At 66.0% G+C, this 22,054-nt stretch carries 17 protein-coding genes and 1 other RNA gene; 5 read left to right on the top strand and 13 right to left on the bottom strand.

Going from position 1 to position 22,054, the window contains the following annotated elements; all coding sequences use genetic code 11:
• Window positions 1–4: 4 nt before the first annotated feature.
• The gene (carA, locus tag DVB37_RS21065; RefSeq protein WP_162941265.1) at window positions 5–1,159 is read right to left on the bottom strand and encodes a glutamine-hydrolyzing carbamoyl-phosphate synthase small subunit; all 1,155 of its coding nucleotides are present in this window, start codon (window positions 1,157–1,159) and stop codon (window positions 5–7) included.
• A 212-nt stretch (window positions 1,160–1,371) separates the two neighbouring features.
• Between carA and tal the strand changes: the two genes are divergently transcribed.
• Entirely contained in the window at window positions 1,372–2,325 is a 954-nt protein-coding gene (tal, locus tag DVB37_RS21070) for a transaldolase (RefSeq protein ID WP_120157591.1), read from the top strand.
• Window positions 2,326–2,413: 88 nt separating this feature from the next.
• On the opposite strand, the gene DVB37_RS21075 is transcribed toward tal, so the two are convergent.
• Window positions 2,414–2,941, bottom strand: a complete 528-nt coding sequence (locus tag DVB37_RS21075) for a carboxymuconolactone decarboxylase family protein (protein ID WP_046806903.1) — start codon at window positions 2,939–2,941, stop codon at window positions 2,414–2,416.
• A gap of 99 nt (window positions 2,942–3,040) precedes the next feature.
• Between DVB37_RS21075 and DVB37_RS21080 the strand changes: the two genes are divergently transcribed.
• Genes DVB37_RS21080 through DVB37_RS21095 form a run of 4 tightly spaced genes read left to right on the top strand, consistent with a single transcriptional unit; the run spans window position 3,041 to window position 6,864 of the window.
• Window positions 3,041–5,233 (top strand): ATP-binding protein, encoded by a 2,193-nt coding sequence (locus DVB37_RS21080; RefSeq protein WP_120156690.1) that lies wholly within the window; start codon window positions 3,041–3,043, stop codon window positions 5,231–5,233.
• Between the two features lie 24 nt (window positions 5,234–5,257).
• Window positions 5,258–5,611, top strand: coding sequence for a response regulator (locus DVB37_RS21085; protein ID WP_223264912.1), 354 nt, complete (start codon window positions 5,258–5,260; stop codon window positions 5,609–5,611).
• 25 nt (window positions 5,612–5,636) lie between these two features.
• Complete coding sequence (locus DVB37_RS21090; protein WP_240433949.1) at window positions 5,637–6,278, top strand: hypothetical protein; 642 nt, start codon at window positions 5,637–5,639, stop codon at window positions 6,276–6,278.
• A gap of 10 nt (window positions 6,279–6,288) precedes the next feature.
• A complete protein-coding gene (locus tag DVB37_RS21095) occupies window positions 6,289–6,864 on the top strand; it encodes a biliverdin-producing heme oxygenase (protein WP_120156692.1) in 576 nt (191 codons plus the stop codon).
• 31 nt (window positions 6,865–6,895) lie between these two features.
• On the opposite strand, the gene DVB37_RS21100 is transcribed toward DVB37_RS21095, so the two are convergent.
• The 11 genes from DVB37_RS21100 to DVB37_RS21155 all read right to left on the bottom strand — a co-directional run bounded on the left by DVB37_RS21100 (window position 6,896) and on the right by DVB37_RS21155 (window position 21,995).
• Window positions 6,896–7,690, bottom strand: coding sequence for an ABC transporter permease (locus DVB37_RS21100; RefSeq protein ID WP_006222859.1), 795 nt, complete (start codon window positions 7,688–7,690; stop codon window positions 6,896–6,898).
• 3 nt (window positions 7,691–7,693) lie between these two features.
• Window positions 7,694–8,503 carry an ABC transporter ATP-binding protein gene (locus DVB37_RS21105; protein ID WP_104144548.1) on the bottom strand — a complete coding sequence of 270 codons (810 nt, stop codon included), beginning with the start codon at window positions 8,501–8,503 and terminating at the stop codon, window positions 7,694–7,696.
• On the bottom strand, window positions 8,496–9,536 hold the full coding sequence (locus tag DVB37_RS21110) for an ABC transporter substrate-binding protein (protein WP_046806909.1): 1,041 nt from the start codon (window positions 9,534–9,536) through the stop codon (window positions 8,496–8,498). Before DVB37_RS21110 ends, DVB37_RS21105 begins: the two co-directional genes overlap by 8 nt.
• 12 nt (window positions 9,537–9,548) lie before the next feature.
• On the bottom strand, window positions 9,549–10,808 hold the full coding sequence (locus DVB37_RS21115; protein WP_120156693.1) for a CaiB/BaiF CoA-transferase family protein: 1,260 nt from the start codon (window positions 10,806–10,808) through the stop codon (window positions 9,549–9,551).
• Window positions 10,809–10,884: 76 nt separating this feature from the next.
• On the bottom strand, window positions 10,885–11,493 hold the full coding sequence (gene recR / locus DVB37_RS21120; protein ID WP_046806911.1) for a recombination mediator RecR: 609 nt from the start codon (window positions 11,491–11,493) through the stop codon (window positions 10,885–10,887).
• A 21-nt stretch (window positions 11,494–11,514) separates the two neighbouring features.
• Window positions 11,515–11,841, bottom strand: a complete 327-nt coding sequence (locus DVB37_RS21125) for a YbaB/EbfC family nucleoid-associated protein (protein ID WP_006221090.1) — start codon at window positions 11,839–11,841, stop codon at window positions 11,515–11,517.
• 45 nt (window positions 11,842–11,886) lie between these two features.
• Window positions 11,887–14,448, bottom strand: coding sequence for a DNA polymerase III subunit gamma/tau (gene dnaX, locus DVB37_RS21130; RefSeq protein ID WP_120156694.1), 2,562 nt, complete (start codon window positions 14,446–14,448; stop codon window positions 11,887–11,889).
• 151 nt (window positions 14,449–14,599) lie between these two features.
• Window positions 14,600–14,697, bottom strand: an RNA gene (ffs, locus tag DVB37_RS21135) — signal recognition particle sRNA small type.
• Window positions 14,698–15,335: 638 nt separating this feature from the next.
• Entirely contained in the window at window positions 15,336–19,046 is a 3,711-nt protein-coding gene (locus tag DVB37_RS21145) for an exodeoxyribonuclease V subunit beta (protein WP_120156696.1), read from the bottom strand.
• Between the two features lie 3 nt (window positions 19,047–19,049).
• On the bottom strand, window positions 19,050–21,713 hold the full coding sequence (locus DVB37_RS21150) for a PD-(D/E)XK nuclease family protein (protein ID WP_120156697.1): 2,664 nt from the start codon (window positions 21,711–21,713) through the stop codon (window positions 19,050–19,052).
• A gap of 102 nt (window positions 21,714–21,815) precedes the next feature.
• A complete protein-coding gene (locus tag DVB37_RS21155; protein WP_046807929.1) occupies window positions 21,816–21,995 on the bottom strand; it encodes a hypothetical protein in 180 nt (59 codons plus the stop codon).
• Window positions 21,996–22,054: the final 59 nt, after the last annotated feature.

Here is a 22,054-nt window from a genome sequence, read left to right on the forward strand (position 1 = left end):
ATCTTTACTTTTGGCCGGACATCAGGGCGATGAACTTGTCGAACAGTTCAAGGATGTCGTGCGGACCCGGGCTGGCTTCGGGGTGACCCTGGAAGCAGAAGGCCGGGCGGTCGGTGAGCTCGAAGCCCTGCAACGTGCCGTCGAACAGCGACACGTGCGTGACGCGCGCATTGGCCGGCAGGCTGGCCGCATCGACCGCGAAGCCGTGGTTCTGGCTGGTGATGAACACGCGCTTGGACTGGAGGTCTTGCACGGGGTGGTTCGCGCCGTGGTGGCCCGTCTTCATCTTGAGCGTCTTGCCGCCCACGGCCAGGCCCATGATCTGATGGCCCAGGCAGATGCCGAAGACCGGCAGCTTCTTGTCCAGGAACACGCGCGTGGCGTCGATGGCGTAGTCGCAGGGCTCGGGGTCGCCGGGGCCGTTGGACAGGAACACGCCGTCAGGATTGAGCTTCAGGACTTCTTCGGCGCTGGTTTGCGCCGGCACCACGGTCAGGCGGCACCCACGATCCGCCAGCAGGCGCAGGATGTTGGTCTTGATGCCGTAGTCGTAGGCAACGACGTGGAACTTGGACTGGTCGGGCTTTGCGAAACCTTCGCCCAGTTGCCACGTGCCTTCGGTCCATTCCGTCGTGGATTTTTGCGACACGTCCTTGGCCAGATCCTGGCCAGCCATGCCGGCAAAGCCCTTGGCCATTTCAACGGCGCGTTCGGCGTCGGTGCCCACGAAGATGCAGCCGCCTTGGGCGCCTTTTTCTCGCAGGATGCGGGTGAGCTTGCGGGTGTCGATGCCGGAAATGGCGACGATGCCCTGCGCGGCCAGATAGTCGGGCAGGGATTGCGTGGAACGGAAGTTCGACACGCGGGCGGGACAGTCGCGGACCACGAGTCCGGCGGCATAGACGCGATTGGCTTCTACGTCTTCGGCGTTGACGCCGGTGTTGCCAATGTGCGGATAGGTCAGCGTAACGATCTGACCGCTATAGCTGGGATCGGTGAGAATTTCCTGGTACCCGGTCATCGCGGTGTTGAACACCACTTCGGCAACGGTAGCCCCAGGCGCACCGATCGACACGCCTCGAAAAATGGTACCGTCCGCCAGAGCCAGAATTGCAGGAGGGAAGCGGTTGATCCCCTCGGGAAAAAGTTGCGGCAGCACAGTAAACCCCGGTTTTAGAATCGATAATCAAACCTTCGGATTATACCTTGACCGGGCCGATTCCCCGGCGAACCGCGCCAAATAAGGCCAGGATGGCGATTCCCCCCCTTCCCCCGGCTTCCCTCTCCCACTCCTGGCTGACGGCCGGACGCCCACGGCAGTGATACGCTAAGGAACCTTCAACCTTAGCCGTCGTGAGCCGTTACTTGTCCATGTCCAGCCAACTTGACGCCCTGCGCAATCACACCACCGTTGTCGCCGACACCGGAGATTTCGAAGCGATGAAGGCGTTGCGTCCCACAGACGCCACCACCAATCCGTCCCTTATTTTGAAAGCCGTACAGCAAGAGGCCTATCGCCCGTTGCTGGAACAGACGGTGCGCGATCACCAGGGCGCCTCGGCGCCCGAGCTGGTCGACCGCCTCTTGGTCGCCTTTGGCCGCGCCATTTTGAACATCGTGCCGGGCCGCGTGTCGACCGAGGTCGATGCCCGCCTGTCGTTCGACACCCGCGCCACCATCGAGCGGGCGCGCGGCCTGATTGCCCTGTATGAAGCCGCCGGCGTGCCGCGCGAGCGCGTGCTGATCAAGATAGCCTCCACCTGGGAAGGCATCCAGGCCGCCCGCGCCCTGCAAGCCGAAGGCGTGCGCTGCAACCTGACGCTGTTGTTTTCGCTGCCCCAGGCCGTTGCCTGCGCCGATGCCCGGGTACAGCTGATCTCGCCCTTTGTCGGCCGGATCTATGACTGGCACAAGAAGACCGCCGGCGCCGTGTGGGTCGAGGCCGACAACGCCGGGCCGCAAGATCCCGGCGTGCTGTCGGTGACGCGCATATACCGGTATTACAAACAGCACGACATTTCTACCGAAATCATGGGCGCCAGCTTCCGAAACGTGGGCCAGATCCTGGCGCTGTCGGGGTGCGACCTGCTCACCATCAGCCCGGACCTGCTCAATCAGTTGGCCGGCACGCAAGGCGATGCACCGGCGCAATTGCGCGCCGACGACACGGGCCCGTCAATTGACCGTATCGGCGCGGACGAGGTCAGCTTCCGCACGCTGCTCAATGAGGACGCGATGGCCAGCGAAAAACTGTCCGAAGGCATCCGCCTGTTTGTCGCCGACGCCGTCAAGCTGGATGCACTGATCGACGCACAGCGCCGCTGATCCTCCGGCATTGCGCAAAAAAAATCGCGCGCCCAAGGTTTGGGCACGCGACTTGCTGACATACCTGTTGGCCTGCTGGATGGTGGCCTTAGCGGTGATCGTCCGAATGCACCTGCAACGCTTCCAAAAAGCGCGACACCATGTTGTACGCCGCGACGGTTGCGGTCAGTTCGACAATCAGCTTTTCCGAGCCCATGGCGGCGCGGGCGGCTTCAAACACCGGCTGCGGCACCTGCACGTGGCGCGTCATGGCGTCGGTGTAGGCCAACACGGCTTTTTGACGTGGGTCGAACAGCGTTGAGTTTTCCCAATCGCCCAGCGCATCCAGCTGGGCCTGCGACACGCCTTCACGAAGCGCGATCGGCGCGTGCTGATCGGCCTCGTAAGGCGCGCCGTTAAGCGCGGCAACGCGCATGATGACCAGTTCGCGCAGGTCTCCCGGCAAGCTGCTCAGTTGCCGGATGGAAGTCAAATAGTTCAGCCAGCCTCCGGCCACTGCGGGGCTGTGCAGCAGCATTTGGTACAGATGAAGCACGCTGCCGCGTTCTGCAACGATGCGCTCCACCAGGGGACGTGCGTCGGGATGAGACAGATCGGCGTAGGCAAGACGGGCCATGGAAGCTCCAGATAGGTGACAGGGCTGCAAATGCATACATTCATACAATATATTTGACATAATGACAGCTCATTGCGCGTCCCAGGTACCCCACCCACAATGAATGCGCCGACCCATTCCCCTACGCCAGTCACGCTCGCCAATTGCGATAGCGAACCCATTCATATTCCGGGCGCTATTCAGCCATTGGGCGCGTTGTTGGCGTTCGACTCGGATGGCATTTTGCAGTTTGCCAGCGAGAACGCCCCCACCGTGCTTGGCGCGCCGCTGACGCTGGGCCAGTGCTGCCCAGCGGGCACGCTGCCCCCCAGCCTGGCGCATTGCCTGACGGCGTGGCTGGACGATCCCGAACCCATCTTCGATCCCCTGACGCTGTCCCTGAACGGCGCCATGTTCGATGTCATCGGCCATCGCAACAGCAATGGGCTGACTATCGTGGAGTTGGAACTGCGCGTTTCAACGGACGCGGATATGGCGGACCCGGCGCGCATCTACCGCAGCATTGAACGCGTCCGGCGCCAACGCGATATCGCCGGGCTTCTTGAGTGCGCCGTGCGCGAAGTCCGCCGCGCAACCGGCTTTGACCGGGTGATGGCATACCGCTTTCATCCGGACGACAGCGGCGAGATCGTGGCCGAAGAGCGCCACGAATCGCTGGAAGACTGGGTGGGTCGGCGCTACCCCGCCGGTGACATCCCCGCGCAGGCTCGCCGCCTGTACACCGTGAATACGCTGCGCCAGATCGCGGACGCCCGATATGCGCCCGTGCGCGTCCGGGGCGCACCGTCCGCCAGCGCCACGCCGCTGGACATGAGCTTTTCGGCGCTGCGCAGCGTGTCGCCGATTCACCTGGAATACATGGCGAACATGGGAGTGCAGGCCTCGATGAGCCTGTCGCTGGTGATCGAGGGCAAGCTGTGGGGCATGATCGCGTGCCACCACCATGCGCCGCGCCCGATCCCCTACCCCGCCCGGCTGGCTTGCGAAGCCATGGCGCAGGTGCTGTCCGCCGCAGTGGCCAATATCGAAGGCGCCGAACGCGCGGCGCAAGCGCGCCGCAACGCCGCGCTGGTCAGTGAAATAACGGAACGGGTGTCGGCGTCCGAAAACCTGCACCTGGCCTTGTCCAGCGGCCCGGACACGCCCGCCTCGCTGATTCCCAACGACGCCGCGCTGTGCCTGTGGGGCAACAGCGTCACCGTGTTCGGCGGCATTGCCCCGCGCGGTGAATTGGCCGGCATCCTGTGCGCGCTAGACCAAAGCGGACAGCGGGTGGTGCACACCGATAACATCGCGCGCGACTACCCCGAATTGCAAACCGATCTGGTGCCGTACGCCGGCCTGTTGGCGTGCAAATTCGACCCCATGAACAACGGCTGGCTGATCTGGCTGCGCAAAGAGCAGGTTGAAACGCTGGTGTGGGGCGGCAAGCCCGAAAAGCAATACGCCGTGGGCAGCCAGGGGCCGCGCCTGACGCCGCGCGGCTCGTTCGAGGCCTGGCGCGAAGTGGTGCGCAATACCTGCACATCGTGGCTGCCGGGCGAACTGGAAGCCGCCGACAACCTGCGCGACGAACTCTCCCACATCGCCACCAGCCGCGCCGCTGACGTAGACCGGGCCCGCACCGCGCTGCTGGCCATGCTGGGCCACGATCTGCGCGACCCCCTGCAATCGATTTCGATGGCGGCCACGCTGCTGTCCAAAACGGATTCGGGCGCGCGCATGGGCGAGCGCATCCGATATTCCAGCGGCCGCATGCAACGCCTGATTTCGCAAGTGCTGGATTTGTCGCGCCTACAGGGCGGCATGGGGCTGGGCATCGAAAAAGGCCTGTGCAACCTCAGCGACCTGGTCAATGGCTTGATCGAGGAAAAGCGCCAGGCCTACCCCGGCTTGCGCATCGAGCCGGACGTGCAACCCGGACTGGCGCTGATGGCGGACACCGACCGCATCGCCCAGGTCGTGACCAACCTGATGAGCAACGCGCGCCAGCATGGCGCGCCCCGCCAGCCCATCCAGGTGCGCGCGCGGCAAGACGGCGACCACATAGAATTGCAAGTCACCAACCATGGCGCGCCCATTGCACCGGAAGTGCTGGCGCACCTGTTTTCGCCGTTCAAACCCGAGTCGCTGGGCCATTCGCGCAACCGCAATGGCTTGGGACTGGGCCTGTACATCGCCGAGCAGGTGGTGCGCGGCCATGACGGCGACATCTCGGTGCAGTGCCGGGATGGCCTGGTCATTTTTACGGTAAGACTGCCGCGCGAATCCCGCGCCGCAGCCACCCCCTGAAGTATGGAGAACCTTTTGAACGAAGTGCGCGCAGTTCGCGTCCTGCTGGTTGACGACAATGAAATGGGCTCGGAGTTGCTTGCCGAATTCTTGGCGCTTTCCGGCGTGGAAACACGCTGCGCCCCCACAGGCGAAGCCGCTTTGGAAATGGTCGACAGCTTCCGGCCCGAGGCCGTGTTGGTGGACATACTGCTGCCCGACATGGACGGCTATGAACTGGCAACGCGGCTGCGCGCGCGCACCGAATCTCCTCGCATCTACGCGTTAAGCGGCCTGGCTCGCCACGAGCGCCGCGACGAAGACGGCATGTTCAACGGCTGGATCGAAAAGCCCGCGGACCCCGACGCGCTGCTGGCCATCCTGCGGCAAGCGCACTGAGGCCGCCATGTCGACGGCCAATCCCATGAATGCCCTGGTAGCCCAGGGCGTGCGGTTCAAAGTGCTGGCGCAGGTATTTCCCGTGCTGCGCCATGAAGTTGTCGGCCCCTTGTCCAACGCCACGTTGGCCGCCGCGATGCTGCGCCAAAGCCCGGAAGGCGCCGACGCCGATACCTTGCAGCAACGATGCCACCGCCTGGCCGGCGACCTGACCGGCATGCTGGAAGACAGCGTCACCATCGTGCGCGAGCTGGATCAATGGCTGCTCGATAGCGGTGCAACCACGTCCACGCAGACGCTATTGCGCGAATGCCGCAAGCTGATGTTCTCGCATCTGCTGCTGTCGCGACACAGCATAGTGTGGCCGGAAGACGTGGCGGATTTGCAGGTGCCGCAATTCACGTCGCGGTACCTGTTGCTGGCCTGGCTGTTGAGCCTGCTGTCCACGTTGCCGGCGGATGCCGCGCTGACGCTGGATTGTTCGCGGGCCGACGTGTGGCACGCGCATTTCCCGGCGCTGCCCGATACCGCCAAGGCGCCTGCCGACGCCCCCGCCGCCTTCCCGCCCGAAGACATTGAACTGCTGGCGGCGGCATCAGGCTGGCGGCTGCAACGGCAGGCGCAATGCTGGTCGCTGCACCTGCCCGTAACGCCTGCCTTAGCATGAGCGACTGCCTATGATTTCCCCGGTACACCAAGTGCTGCGCGACGGCACGCGCGACAGGCATGAAACGCTGGATGAAGGGCTGGCCCTGACCAGCGGCGACCTGGACCGCGACGGGTATCTGAACTATCTGCGCGCCTTGCTGGGGTGGCTGGAACCGCTGGAGCGCCGCCTGTGGCAGCTGGATTGGCCTGACAGTTTGCAAGCGCACGCCCGTGCCGGCAAAAGCGATTGGATACGCGCGGACCTGGCGGCGGCCGGCGACGCCGCGCCCGTGGCGCACTGCCCCGACGCGCCCCGCGTAAACGCTGCCGATGCCTACGCGCTGGGTGTGGCCTATGTGGTGGAAGGATCACAGCTGGGCGGACGCTTTCTGGCCAAACAGCTGGCAGATATCAGCCCTGCCCTGCCACTGCGCTATCTGCGCGGTTATGGCGAAAACCTGGGCCCGATGTGGAAGAACTTTCTGCATTATCTGGACAGCGAGGCCGGCGCCCAGGGGCACGAAGCCCGCGCATTGCAAGGCGCGCGCGACGCCTTCGACAGCCTGACGGTCTGGCTGCACAGCCGGCAAGCGCTGCGAACCTGAATCTGTCAGGTGCGCAGCGCCGGCTGACCGACTACAGCTTTTCGGTTTCGCCCGACTTGGGCTGCCACTTCATCAAACGCTTTTCACCGATGCCCACGATGTAGTCCAGCACCAGCGCAAACGCCGTCAGCACCACTATGCCCGCGAACACGGTGTTCACGTCGAACGTGCCCTCGGCTTGCAGGATCAGGTACCCGACGCCGCTTGCCGACCCCAGATATTCACCCACCACCGCGCCCACGAAGGCCAAGCCCACCGACGTATGCAGGCTGGAGAACACCCAGCTGGTGGCAGACGGCAGGTAGACGTGACGCAGCAACTGACGCTTGCGAGCGCCCAGCATGCGAGCGTTGTCCAGCAAAGTGGGGCTGACTTCGCGCACGCCCTGGTAGACGTTGAAGAACACGATGAAGAACACCAGCGTGACCGCCAGCGCCACCTTGGACCAGATGCCCAGCCCGAACCACATGCCGAAGATCGGCGCCAGGATGACGCGCGGCATCGAGTTGGCCGCCTTGATGTAGGGGTCAAGGATGGCGCTGGCGCGTGGCGACAGCCCCAGCCACAAACCAAAGCCCAGGCCCGCGATGGTGCCGATGAAAAACGCCAGCACGGTTTCGGTCAACGTCACCCACAAGTGGGTGTAGATGTCGGCGTTGGTGACGAACCAGGCCCAGATGCGGCCCCAGACTTTCAGCGGTTCGCCAAAGAAGAACGCCACCTTGGAATCGCGCGACGCAAAATGCCAGACGCCCAGGATGACGACCAGCAGCAGCAGTTGCCAGAAGCGCAGGCTGGCGGAACCGGATTTGAATGACTTCGACATACCTCAGGCTCGCTTCTGTTGGGCATAGCCCTTGAGCACTTCTTCGCGCAGCACGGCCCAGATGGCCGAATGCAGTTCAACGAAGCGCGGATGGGCGCGGACCTCTGCCACGTCGCGCGGACGCGGCAGGTCTATGGCGAATTCCCCGATCGGGTGCGTGCCGGGGCCGGCAGACAACACGATCACGCGGTCGCTCATGGCAATGGCTTCGTCCAGGTCGTGCGTGATGAACAGCACGGCCTTGCGCTTGGCCATCCACAAATCCAGGACCTCGTTTTCCATCAACTGGCGCGTCTGGATATCCAGCGCCGAGAACGGCTCGTCCATGAGGATGATGTCGGGGTCGCGGATCAGCGTCTGGGCCAGCATGGCGCGCTTGCGCATGCCGCCCGACATCTGGTGCGGATAGCGGCTTTCAAAGCCGCCCAGGCCCACGCGCCGCATCCATTCGCGGCCGCGTTCCAGCGCTTCGGGGCGCGGCACGCCCGCGAAGTCCAGACCGGCCACCACGTTGTCCAGCGCACTGCGCCAGGGCAAGAGCGCCTCGCCCTGGAACATGTAGCCCGCGCGCGAATTGATGCCCGACAGCGGTTGCCCAAAGACCTTTACCTGCCCGCTGGACGGTGCCAGCAAGCCGGCGCCGACGTTAAGCAGGGTGGATTTGCCGCAGCCGGTCGGGCCCACCACCGACACGAACTCGCCCGGCGCGATGGCCAGGGTCGTGTCGCTGACGGCGGTGTAGCGCTGCGACCGGTCGTCGCGCGAAACAAAGGTGCAACTGATATTTTCCAGCGATAGTGCGGCTTCAGCCATTGGCGTACTTCTCGTTGGCGCGGCGCGCGAAATCGTTGGTCCAGACCTTGGACGGATCAATCTTCGAGCCGTCGAAATCCGCTTGGTAGGCGGCCAGCGCCTTGAGCGCGGTGGCGGCGCCGTCCTCGGGGATCATGCCATTGGGCGACAGGCCTTCCAGGCTCTTGGAAATGGCGGCCTTGTACACGGCCGGATCGCCCAGCAGGTAGGTTTCCGGCACGATCTTGGCGATCTCGTCGGGGCCCGCCTTTTGAATCCATTTATCGGCGCGCACCAGGGCGTTGGTCAGCGCCTGGGTGGTGTTGGGGTTGGCGTCGATGAATGCTTGCGGCGCGTACAGGCAGCCGGCGGGCATGTTGCCGCCGAAGATGTCCTGCGTGTCTTTCAACGTGCGCGTGTCGACAATGATCTGGATATCGCCCGGCATTTCCAACATCGACACCACGGGGTCGGTGTTGGAGATGGCGTCGATCTGGCCACTGCGCAGCGCGGTCACCGCGCCGGCGCCGGCGCCCACACCGATGATGGAAACGTCCGATGCCTTCAGCCCGTGCTTGGCCAGGAAGAAGCTGACCACCATGTTGGTGGACGAGCCCGGCGCGGTCACGCCGATCTTCTTGCCCTTGAGGTCGGCCGGGCCCTTGTAGTTGGGCAGGTTTTTCTTGGACACGCCCACGCCGATCATCGGCGCGCGGCCTTGCAGCACGAAGGCGCGATAGGCCTGGCCCTTGGACTGCATCGACAACGTGTGCTCGAACGCACCGGACACGACATCGGCGCTGCCGCCGACCACGGCTTGCAGCGCTTTGGAGCCGCCGGCAAAGTCCGCGATGCTGACGTCCAACCCTTCGTCCTTGAAGTAGCCGCGGGCTTCGGCGATGGACAGCGGAAGATAGTAGATCAGGGGCTTGCCGCCGACGGCGATCTGCACCTTGGTCTTTTCCAGTTTTTGTGCGCGCACGATGGCGGGCGCCAGGCTCATGATGCCGGCGGCGCCGGCGATCTTGAGCAACTCACGGCGAGTAACTGACATGGGGTTGTCTCCTTAGTTGTCGGGTTTACCGATAGCGCCGGTCTTCGCCAGCTCGTCAATAGCCGCTGAATCATACCCCAGCGATTTCAGGACTTCCTCGGTATGTTCCCCTAATTTCGGGCCTACCCAGCGCGTCTGGCCAGGGGTTTCAGACAGCTTGGGAACCACGGCGGGAAGCTTGACGGGGCTGCCGTCGGCAAGGCGATGTTGTTCGATCATGCGGCGCGCCAGGAACTGCGGATCGTTGAACATGTCTGCCACGCTGTAGATCTTGCCGACCGGCACGTCCGCCGCTTTCAGGGTGCCCAGCGCCTCGTCGATATTGCGGCCGTCGCACCACTGCTGGATGGCGCCATCGATCTCTTGGACGCGGCGCGCGCGGCCGTCGTTACGCACCAGATCAGGGTCTTCGGCCAGGTCGTCGCGGCCGATGGCGCGCATCAGTCGGTGGAAGATGGCGTCGCCATTGCCGGCGATGACGATGTTCTGGCCATCGCGCGTGGTGTAGGTGTTGGAGGGCACGATGCCGGGCAACGCACCGCCGGTGCGTTCGCGCACCACGCCGGCCACGTCATATTCGGGCACCAGGCTTTCCATCATGTTGAACACGGCTTCGTACAGGGCCACGTCAACCATCTGGCCCTGCCCCGCCTGGCATGCCTGGCCCGTCTTGCCGTTCCAGCGCCCGCCCGTGGCGTCGCGATGGCGCAGCGCCATCATCGCGCCGATCACGCCATGCAAGGCGGCGATGGAATCGCCGATGGAAATGCCGACCCGCAGCGGCGGCCGGTCGGGGTGGCCCGACACGTAGCGCAGCCCGCCCATCGATTCACCGATGGCGCCAAAACCCGGCTGGTCTTTCATGGGGCCGGTCTGGCCGTAGCCAGACAGCCGCACCATGATCAACGCCGGGTTGATGGCGCGCAATTGCTCAAAGCCCAGGCCCCACTTTTCCAGCACGCCCGGCCGGTAGTTTTCAACCACGACGTCGGCGTCCAGCGCCAGCTTGCGGGCAATTTCCTGCGCGCGCGGATCTTTCAGGTTCAGGGCAATGGACTGCTTGTTGCGCGCCTGCACCGTCCACCAGAGCGAATTGCCCTCGTGCAGATGGCGCCAGCTGCGGATGGGGTCTCCGCCGCCCGTGCCATCAAGCCCGTGGGGCGTTTCCACCTTGATGACGTCGGCGCCGAATTCGCCGAAGATGCGCGCGGCGAAAGGGCCGGCGATGAGCGTGCCGAGTTCCAGGACTTTCAGTCCGGTCAGCGCTGACATGGTTTGTCTTCCTCACGTTTCGTGCCGCGCCGATGCATTGCCGGGCGGCTATTTTGACGTTGCGAGCCCTGCTTTGCTAAGTGGTCTTGCGCTCCATCAGCGCCCAGGCAATGGTGCCGGCGTCCACGTATTCAAGCTCGCTGCCCGCGGGCACGCCGCGCGCCAGCCGGGTCACGCGCAGGCCGCGTTCGCCCAGCGCTTCGCCCAGAAAATGGGCGGTGGTCTCGCCTTCCGCCGTGAAGTTGGTGGCCAGGATAACTTCCGCGACCACGCCGTCGGTGGCGCGCTTGATAACGCGGTCGAAGTCCAGCTCACGCGGGCCGATGCCTTCCAGCGGCGCCACCCGGCCCATCAACACGTAGTACAGGCCACGGTAGCCGTGGCTGGACTCGATCATGTTCTGGTCGGCCGGCGTTTCCACGATGCACAAGAGCGAGGGGTCGCGCTTGGGGTTAGCGCAGGTGCCGCAGACCTCGTCTTCAGAAAAGCTGTTGCACCGGGCGCAATGTTTCAAGTCCCGCACGGCGCCGGCCAGCGCCCGCCCCAGCATGTCCGCGCCTTGCGGGTCATGCTGAAGCAGGTGATAAGCCATGCGCCTGGCCGATCGGACGCCGACGCCCGGCAGGCGCCGAAGCGCCTCGATCAGAGACACCAGCGGTTCGGGTTCAGGCAGTAAAGGATCCATTGCAGCCCAGGGCAGCCTTGCTTAGAACGGCAGCTTCATGCCCGGGGGCAGCGGCATGCCGGCGGTGACGCCCGCCATTTTTTCCTGCGACGTGGTTTCGGCCTTGCGCAGCGCGTCGTTGAACGCAGCGGCAACCAGGTCTTCCAGCATGTCCTTGTCGTCGCCCAGCAGCGACGGGTCGATCACGACGCGCTTGACGTCGTGGCGGCAGGTCATGGTGACCTTGACCAGGCCGCCGCCGGAGGCGCCTTCGACCAGGATTTCGGCCAGCGCATCTTGCGCCTTCTTCATGTTTTCCTGCATCTGCTGCGCCTGGCGCATCAGGCCGGCCAGTTGTCCTTTCATCATGATGGATGTTCCTTGAACGAGGGAAATAAGAGAGGGGCCGCCGCGTCAGGCAGCGGCCGGGGGATCAACGTGGCGGATGGAGTCGGGCACGACATACCCGCCGAAATCGGCCAACAAGGCTTGCACAAAAGGATCGACGGCCACCGCGTCTTCGGCGGCCTGCTGGCGCGCGGCGCGTTCGGCCTTGGCCACGGCATGCGCCGTGTCCTCGCCGGTGACGCCGACCTGCACGTCCAGCCGGATGCCCTGCCCGAAATGTTCGCACAAGACGGTTTGCAGGCGAACCCGGCTTTCGCTTTCGGCCAGGGTTTTTACGGCAACGCGCAGGATGATGGCATCGCCCTGCACGCCGGCCCATTCGCTTTGCCGCGCCAGTTCTGCGGCCAGGCCGGTCACGGGCAGGGTCGCGGCCAGCCCGGGCCAGGCGGCTTGCGTCATGTCTTCGATGCGGGCGCGCGACGAGCGCTTGCGCGAAGGCGCAGCGCCCTCACGGCGGACGGGGGCCACGGGCGGCGCCACGGAGGGCGCACTGGCCAGCGTTTCAAAACCATCGTCGTCGGGATCGGATGTGAATCCGCTCTCGGGAACAAAGCCGCCTTCGGCTTCAAATGGAATTTCTTCGTCGACCCAGGACGGCGGGCCGTCGGGGTCAGCTTCGGCCGGCGCAGTCGCCAGCACGGCAGCAACCGCAGGCGTCACCGCCAGCGCCGCAGAGCCTGCGGCCTTGGCGGCCGAGGCCTCCGGCGTGGGGAGGGATGCGGAGGCGGCGGGGGCCTGGGCGGGCGATCCGGCGAGGGGCGATCCGGCGGCGGGCGATCCCGACGCATTGGCCGGGGATGCAACCGTGCTTGCCGGTTGCGCGGAGTCTTCAGGCAGGTCTTCCCAGGGTGGCACGCCATCCGCAGAGGCGACGGCTGGAGAAGCAGCAGCCTGCTGAGCAGCTGCGCCAGCTTGTGCCGACGCGATGGCCACCTGCGGCGCGGCGGGCGCGAAGTCGGCAGCCGGGGCGTCGACGGTCGGAGCAGCGACGGTCGGTGAGGCGACAGCCGGAGAAGCAACCGCCGAAGAAGCAACTGCTGGTGAGGCGACCACTGGAGCATTGGCGGCCATTGAACCGGGCAAGTTCGACGGCGCGTCCGCTGCTGCCTTCGAGGCGGCGGCCGCCGTCGAGTCGGCGTTCACCGAGGGTGCGGCCTGGCCGACGGGGCTCGCAGTCGAAGCCGTCGCGGAGGCCGACATCGGCGCGGATGCGGGCGCGGATGCTGGCGCGGCCAAGGGCGCAACTGCGGGTGCAGAGACAGAAGCCGCTGCGGGTGCAACGACAGGGGCAACTGCGGAAGCGACAGGGGCAGCTGCGGAAGCGACGGGAGTAGCGGCGGGAGCGGCAGAAGCCTCAATCGCAGCCGCAGCATGAGCCACCGGCGCGGCCGACGCATCGGCCGCAGTCGCTGCCGCCACTGTCGCCGGCGCCGCCACCTGGCGAGCGGGCGTGGCGGGCGCTTCCAGCGCGGTCTGCGGACCCGCATCGCCGTTCAGCGCCAGCATGCGCAGGCAGGCCATGATGAAGCCTGCGTACTCGTCGGGTGCCAGCGTCAGTTCGCCTCGGCTGTGCACCGCCACGGAATAGAACAGCTGCACGGCGTCGGGATGCAGGCCCAGCGCCAGCCGCGCAATGTCGGCGGCCAACGGATCTTCGGCGGGCGTGACGCCCGTGACGCGCTGCTCGATCGCGACACGCGACAGCAACACTGCCAGGTCGGCCAAGGCGCCGGCATACGACAAGCCGCGTATGGCTAGTTCGTCGGCAACCGCAAGCACGCCCTTGGCGTCGCCGGTGGCCAAGGCCTCAAGCAGGCGCACCAGGTGGCGTTGGTCGATGGTGCCGAGCATGCCGCGCACGGCGTCCTCGGTCATGTTGCCGGCGCTATAGGCAATGGCCTGGTCGGTAAGCGACAGCGCGTCGCGCATGGACCCTTGCGCGGCCTGGCCGATCAGGCGCAGGGCGGGCACTTCAAACGCGACTTCTTCGTGGCCCAGCACGGCTTGAAGGTGCCCGACGATGGAATCGGCCGGCATCTGCTTCAAGTTGAATTGCAGGCAGCGCGACAGCACCGTCACCGGGATCTTTTGGGGGTCCGTGGTGGCCAGGATGAATTTAACGTGGGGGGGCGGTTCTTCCAGCGTCTTCAACATGGCGTTGAAGGCGTGGCCGGTCAGCATGTGCACTTCGTCGATCATGTAGACCTTGAAGCGCCCCGCGCCCGGCGCGTACACCGCCTGTTCCAGCAACTGCGTCATTTCCTCGACGCCGCGGTTCGAGGCAGCGTCCAGTTCCAGGTAGTCGACAAAGCGTCCGGCGTCGATCTCGGTACAAGCGCGGCAGACACCGCAAGGCTTGGACGTGATGCCGGTTTCACAGTTGAGGGACTTGGCCAGGATGCGGGACAACGTGGTCTTGCCCACGCCCCGCGTGCCGGTAAACAACCAGGCATGGTGCAGGCGTTGGGTGTCGAGCGCATGGGTCAGCGCGCGCACCACGTGATCCTGTCCCACGAGGGTATCGAACGATCTCGGCCGCCACTTGCGGGCCAGTACCAGATAAGTCATGGCTGGATTGTAGAGCCTGTTTCGCGTGCTGGCTGAAATGCAAAGGGGACGGGCTTATTCCCGTGGAACGAATCCCTGGAAAATAACCCCGTCCCCCTTGAAAGCGAAGGGCCATGAAATGAAATCATGACCCTTTGCTTTGAAGAATCCGGTTGGCGAGCCTTACTCCGGCACTGACCCTAAACGACTATGGCTGCTTCGTTCCCGACCTGACCAGGTTCACCGTCGAACCATGCGGAGGGGCCCGCCAACCGGAATTCTAGCAGAGCTGCGCTTCGCTTGCTTGCAGCCTTCCGGTTGGCGGGCCCCTGAGGGGCGGTATGTTGCCCCCTCCCCGGCCCTCCCCCCGAGGGGGAGGGGGTGATGGCTTTGCTTCGCTTGCCATTTTTGGCTCGCTTCGCTTTGCCTTGCTTCGCTTTGCCCTTGCTTCGCTTTGCCCTTGCTTCGCTTGCCTCGCTTCGCTTTGCCCTTGCTTCGCTTGCCTCGCTTCGCTTTGGCTTGCTTCGCTTCGGCTTGCTGCGCTTTAGCTTGCTCCGGTTTGCCTTGCTCCGGTTTGCCTCACTGCGGTTTGCCTTGGTCCGGTTTGCCTTGGTCCGGTTCGCCTTGGTCCGGTTTGCCTTGGTCCGGTTTGCCTTGGTCCGGCTTGCCTTGGTCCGGCTTGCCTTGGTCCAGCTTGCCTGGGTCCGGTTTGCCTTGGTCCAGCTGCCGTGCTCGCCTTGCGTTGCCTTGTTCCGCCTTGCCTTGCTTGGCCTTGCTTGCGCCTTATCGGCTTGCTTGCGCCTTATCTGTATGTTTGGCTCGCATTGATGGCGTTCGCGAGAGGGTTGCCTGGGGTTGCTTGGCGGCTTTGGGACGGGGTTATTTGTTTTGGGCCAGGGGGCTTTTGGTTATTGGTGCAGGTCGATCCAGGCTTTGGCTCGGGGGAAATAGAGGGCGGCTTTGGCTTTGCGGCCGTCTAGGGACGTGACTTGCGAGCAGTAGCGCAGGAGTTGGTCGCCGTGGCGTTGGCGCATTCTGGTGGCGAAGGCGGCGGGGGGTTCTCCGGGGTGGGGGCGGCCGGTTTTGTAGTCGACGATCAGCCAGCCGTCTTCGGTGCTCAGCGCCAGGTCGATGACGGAGACCTTGCCGGCGGCGTCGATCAGGGGCCATTCGCGGCGGGCGCCGGATTGGGATAGCAGCCATAGGCCGCGTTCGTCGGACAGGGTGGCTTGCAGCGTTTCCAGTACGGCTTCGGCGGCGTCGTCGGCTTGGGAGGCGGGGATGCCGGCCCGGGTCAGCTGGCGACGCATGGCGGGCAGGCGGTCGGTCAGGGCTTCGGGCGGCCAGGCTTGTACGCCGTCTTGGCCGATGCGGGCAAGCCAGGCGTGGGCCAGCGTGCCGATGGCGGCGTCGTAGCCGGCTTCCAGTTGCCAGGCGGGGTGTTCGGTGCCGTCGCCCCAGGCGCCGCGGTCGGCGGTGCCGAAACCGGCGCTGATAAGGACGTTGGACTGTTGGGCCAATTGCGTCAAGCCGTTGCCAGCGACGCGGCGCAGGGGTTCGCCTTGCCATTCGGGAGTGTCGGCGGCGTCCGGTTCGGGCTGTTGGTCCAGCGGGGGCGGTTCGGGGGTGACCAGGCAGGGCCAGAGGCGGCCCAGCAGGCTGGCGGATGGCGGGGCTTTCACCTGGCCGCTGGCTTCGTCGATGGACACGTGGCCCACCAGGTGCAGGCGTTTGCGCGCGCGGGTGGCGGCCACGTACAGCAGGCGGTCGATTTCATAGGATGCGCGGCGGGCCTCGCGGGCGCCCAGGTAGCGCGATATCGGGTCGGCCTCGACCTCGGCGCGCGGCTTGACAGGGCCGAACAGCACGCGGCCACTGCTTTGTTCGAAACGCACCAGCGGCGCCTGGTCGCCGCGCGGGGCGCGATGCAGGCCGTACAGGATCACGGTTTCAAATTGCAGGCCCTTGGACTTGTGCATGGTCATGATCTCGACGGCGCCGTCGTCCTCGTCCGCCGCGTCGGGCGCGGCGAACAAGCGCGAGATCCCGGCGTCCAGCGCTGCCGGGTCGATGGCCCCGTGCGGGGCCAGGCGTTCGACCAGCTGGAACAGGCTTTCGGCGTCGTTCGACACCGACAGGCCGGCGTACAGCGCGGGGCCGCCCAGGCGGCGCCACAGGGATTCCACCCAGGCGGCGAACGGCATCGCGCCCGAGGCATTGCGCTTGTCCAGCAGCACGGCCGCCACTTGCCGCAGCCGTTCGAATTCGTCGGGGCTCAGCAGGGCTTGCGCCAATGGCGGCTCGGGCGCGGGCGATTCGGCTTCAGGCCATGCGCCTTGTGCAACACGGCCGACGCCGGACGATGCGCTGTCCAACGGTGCGGATTGCGAGGCGCTGCCTGCGGCGCCTGGATTGGCGTCGAACAACGAGCCTTGCGCGGCACCGCCCTGCGCGCCTGAGTCGGCCTCGAACAACGAGCCTTGCGGGCCGCTGGCGGAGATACCGCGCGCCGGCGCGACGACTCGCGAGGCGGCAGCAGACGGCGCAGTTGCAGCAGCGGAAGCATCAGTAGCACCACCACCACCACTACCAGCGACAGCCGAAGCGCCAGCAGCCGCCGTCGGAGCGGTGGCCGGCGTCATGCGCAGCGCGCGTTCCAGCAGTACCGGGACCGGCGTGACGTGGTCGTCGCCGAACAGGCGTTGCAGGGACGTCAGCGTCAGCCCGCAGTACGGGGCGCGCAGTACCGACAGCCAGGCCATGCGGTCGGCCGGGTGCGACAGCGCGCGCACCAGTTGCACCAGGTCGGCCACCACCGGCCGCAGCGCCAGGGGTACCAGGTCCACGGCGCGGCAGCGGATGCCTTCCTGCGCCAGCCGGCGCGTCAGATTGCCCAGATGGCTGCGCGCGCGCACCAACACCGCCACGGGGTGCTTGGCGCCTTTGTGATCGATCAGCGCCTGGCGCACCAGGCCGACGGCGATATCTTCTGCCTGCTCCTCGGCGGGCGTGCCGCCCGCGCGCGACCAAGCGGGGTGGAATCGCACCGCGGGGTCGGGCAGCGCCTCGTGGAACGCGGTGGACGGGCTGTACGCGATGGCGCCCGCCGCGGCGTCGCTACGCCGGGGCAGCAGACCCGCAAACGAACGGTTCACCCATTCCACAATGCCCGCCTGCGAGCGGAAGTTGTCGGTCAGGTTCAGGAAATCAGGCGTCAATTCGCCCACGCCGATATCGGCCACCTCCAGGAACAGGCCCACTTCCGCCTTGCGAAACCGGTAGATCGATTGCATCGGGTCGCCCACCAGGAACAGGCTGCGCCCGTCACCCGCCTGCCAGCCCGAGGTCAACGTGCGCAGCAAGTCCAGCTGTGTCTGGCTGGTGTCCTGGAATTCGTCGATCAGCAGATGGCGAATGGACGCGTCCAGTTTCAGCAACAGTTCGCCGGGATCATCGGCGCTGCCCAGCGCAGCGGCCGCGCGTTGCGCGATTTCGATGAAATCGACCTCGCCTTTGTCCGCGAAACGCAGGCGCAATTGCGCCACGGCCAGCGCCAGCGTCATCAACTGCGCGCCCAGCACTTCCCATTGGGCGTCCGTGAAATGCGGCGCCGGAATGTCGCGCACGGCGTGCAGGCGGCGCACCCAGGCGGCCTGCCCGTCGGCCGATTCCAGCCATGCCACAAAGGGCTCCTTGTGCGCGCACTTGGCCGGAAAGCCCAGGTTTTTGTTGACGGTCTTGCGCAGGCTGCCCGTGCCGGTCAACAGCAGATGCGCCACGGCGCGCCACTGGTCCAGCATTTCGGCGTCCGGCGGCAGTTCTTCCGTCCAGTCCAATAGCGCCAGCAGCTTGTTGTCGTCCTCGCCATCCTGCAAATGGGACGCGGCCAGGCGGGCCGGGCCGCACAGCGCATCGGCCCAGCCCAGCGGCATGGCGTCGCACAGCGCGTCCAGGTCTTCGCCGATGGCCTCGGCCAGCATCGCTTCCATGCCGGCGCGATCGGAGCCGTGGCGCAGCAGCGGCAGCCACTGGTCGCGCTGGCCCAGCATGTCGGCCAGGGCATCCTTGGCCGCCTGCACGTCCACATCCAGATGCTTGAGCAACACGCGCACCGCGTCGTAGTCATCGGCAAGATCCAGCGTGGCGCGCGCCGCCGCTTCGTAGTGCGCGCGTGCATCGTCGGTAATGTCCGGCATGCCGCCCAGCTCGGACAGCCACGGCATGCTGCGCACCAGGCCCGCGCAAAACGAGTCGATGGTGCGTATGGCCAGGCGCGCCGGATGGTCCAGCAGATGCCAGCCCTGCTCGGCATTGCGCGCCAAGGCGGCGCGTGCCAGTTCCCAGCTGCGGCGCTCGTGCATGGCCTCGGGCGGGGCGTCCAGCCCACGGCGCAGCTTGCTCAACACGCGCGCGTGCATTTCGGATGCAGCCTTGCGCGTGAACGTGATGGCGACAATTTCCTCGGGCCGGTTCACCGTGGCCAGCAGCGCCAGGATGCGGTCGGTCAGCAGTTCGGTCTTGCCCGAGCCGGCCGGCGCCTGCACGAGAAAAGAGCGGGTGGGATCCAGCGCGTCGGTACGCGCGGCGTGGTCCTGTGGCAGGCGTTCAGTGTCGGCCATGGCTTAGGCGTCCTCGTCGTCAAGATGCAAACGCAAGAACGGCAATGCATCGCAGTATTTCAAATCGTCCCGGCGGTAGGCCATGTTGGTGGCCACGCCCGCCACATACTCATCCGCCAGCGCTTCGATGGCAACGCGCCAACGCTGCCGGATCTCGGGCCATGTCAGACCATCGAAGAACTTGCTGTCGCTGGCCAGCGTCACCCCGGGCACGCCAAGGTCTTCATCGGCCAGGCCTTGCGCCGCGACCTGCCGCGCATGGATCTGCGCCAGCACCAGCCCGGCGACCTCGCCGCCCGCGGCATCGGCAAGCACCGACGCGTAGAACGGCAACTGCACATTCACGGGCCGACTGCGCGACCAATCGGGTTCCGGCTTGGCGGCGGCCACGCCCGTCTTGTAATCGACGATGACGTTGCGCCCATCGGCCAGGGTGTCGATACGGTCCAGACGCAATTTCAAGTTCAACGCGCCGCGTTGCCACTGGTGGTTTTTTTCGACCTGGGCAACCGCGAACGGCAAGCGCTGCGCTTCCATGTCCAGCCACGCGGCCAGCACGGCGCGCGCGCGCTGGCATTCCAGCGCCTTCAACGCGGGCGCGTAGTCTTTGAGTTCTTCGTCGGCAGCCTGCGCCACGGCCTGCTCCAGCAAGGCAGCCAGCCGGCTCGTGGCCATGATTTCATGCAGCGTGTCCTGGTCGGGCATCATGCCCCATACCAATTCCAGCGCCTTATGCAGGAACTGCCCGCGCACGTTGACCGTGGCGCTGTCCGCATAAGGCGCCAGCTCGCGCCCGCCCAGGCGGTGGCGCACGAACGCCCAAAGCGGGTTGCGCGCCTGCGTGTCCAGCACGTCCAGCCCGCCGCCGCCCCGGTTGCCCGGCGCCAGTGGCGGCCCCTGGTTGTCGTCCAGCGACTCTTGTGGCAAGGGCGCAGTGGGAGCCGCCGCCGGCGGCATCCAGTCGCTTAGTGAAGCGCCCGCGATCAGCGGCGATGGCCGCAGTTCCCGTTCCCCGTCCATGTGCGCGTGGCTGACGATGATGTCGGGCGCGCAGCGGCACAGCGCGGCGTACATGCCTTCGGCCCATTCGCGTTCGCGTTCCGGCGTGGCGCGTGGCGCCTTGGCCTGGCGTAGCACTGCCAGCGGCAACAGCGGGTTGGGCTTGGGCGAGGCCGGCAGCACGTCGTCCGTCAAACCCAGCATCCAGACGCCGTCCCAATAGCCGCCTTCGGCTTCCAGCAGGCCCAGCACGTCAAGGCGCGCCGTGGGATCGCGCTGCGGTTGAAACGATGCCGACCGCGCCACGCTTTGCAGCAGGTTGACCGCCGCCACCCCGCCCAGCCGGCCGGCTGCCGGCGCCAAGGCCGAAAAGCTGCCCAGCGCGTCGCCCAATGCGCCCATGACCTGGTAGGCCACGCTGTCCAACACGCCTTCGCCCGGGAAACCCAGCGCCGTCAGCGCCGCTTTCATGCGCAGCATCCAGACGTCGCACGTCGCCTGGCGGCCGCCTTGCGTCCAGATTTCCAGCGCCTGATGCCAGGCCGGCGCCAGCGCGGGAAGATCGGCCAGCAGTTTTTTCCAATCATGCGGGCTGACATGTTGTACGGCTTGACGGCGCCAGCGCGCGTCGATGGCGGCCAGGCGCGCGCGGTCACGGACATCGCCGGCACAATGCCCGGCCAGCAAGGCCGCGCCCAGAACGTCTACGCCGCAGCCCTTGCCGCTTGCACATTCCGCCAACGCGCGCAGCCACGCCAGTGCGGCACGCGCCATCGGCCATTCATTCAGTGGCCGGCCCACGGCCACGTTGAAGGCATGCGCGGGCGCCCCGTCGCGACCGGCCAGCGCCTGGCTCAAGATGCGGCGCGCGAATGGCGATTCGGCTTCCAGCTGCGGCGAGACGATCGCAAAGCGCCCTTGCGGATGCGCCTTCAATTGGCCGGCAGCCCAAGCGGCCGCCGCGCGCCATTCGGCGCCTTGGTCGGCCGCTTCGAAACGGCGCGCCACCGTTTCAACACGCTGCTCGTCACGCCATTGCGACACCCGCGAACCCTGCATTTCAAAGGCGCTGAGCAGGCGGCGAAATCGCGGCGACATATCGGTAAAGCCGGCCAGGACCAACTGCGCGGGCGTGCGCAGACGGCGCTCTTCCAGCGCGCGCAGCACGCGCGCGTAGCCTTGGTTGGCGTCTTCGGCGTCGATGCCGGCCAGCGTTTGTCGGTAGCGCACGCGCCAGCGCGCAAAGCCGCGATATTCGTCCGTGTCGGCGCCCGAAGGCACGTGCAGGTCCCATTCGTCCATCAGCAGGTCGGCGTCCATCGCCAGCCTGGCCGCCTGGCTGGCGTCCAGCAGCACGCGTTCGGCTTCTTCGGCGCGGATGGCTTCGGTCCAGACCAGTTGCGTGGCGAAGCTGTCCAGCCGATAGGCGGGCACGTCGTCGTCCGCTTCGAAGGCCAGCTCGTTAGCGGATTCGGCCAGCCAGGCGGACAGCGGCAGGATGCGCGGCAACTCGCTGACCTGGCGTTCCTGGCGCAGCAGCCCGGCCAGTTCCAGCGTAAGGCGGCGCGACAGCCGGTTGTTCACCGTCAACACCAGCGTGTCGGCGGCAGCCAGGGCGCCGATATCCGGCAGCGATAGAAAGGGATGGGAAAGCGACGCGTCCTGCATGAGCATCCGTAAATCGCGCGCCCGAAGGCCGCGCGGGAAGACGAAAAAAACGACGGGAAGATTACCGTCGTAGGATACCGCGAGCCGCCGGGGCAAAGGCGGCTAAAAGCCGCAAAGCGATGCCAGGTTTTCCCAATGCACCTGCATGTTGGGCGTGGTGTAGCCCCAGAACGCCAGGCCCAGCACCGCCGCCAGCGCCAGCATGCCCACAGCGCGCCAGGCGCGATGGCGGCGGGCGGCGGGCGGTTGGGCAGGCGGCAGCGAAGGATCGTGGGAGGGCATCACAGGCGCGTCGATTTCGGTGAAATTGCGGGACAGTTTTATCTCGGTTTCAAACAAAC

The organism is Achromobacter sp. B7 (assembly GCF_003600685.1).
Taxonomy (GTDB): Bacteria; Pseudomonadota; Gammaproteobacteria; order Burkholderiales; family Burkholderiaceae_B; genus Achromobacter; species Achromobacter spanius_B.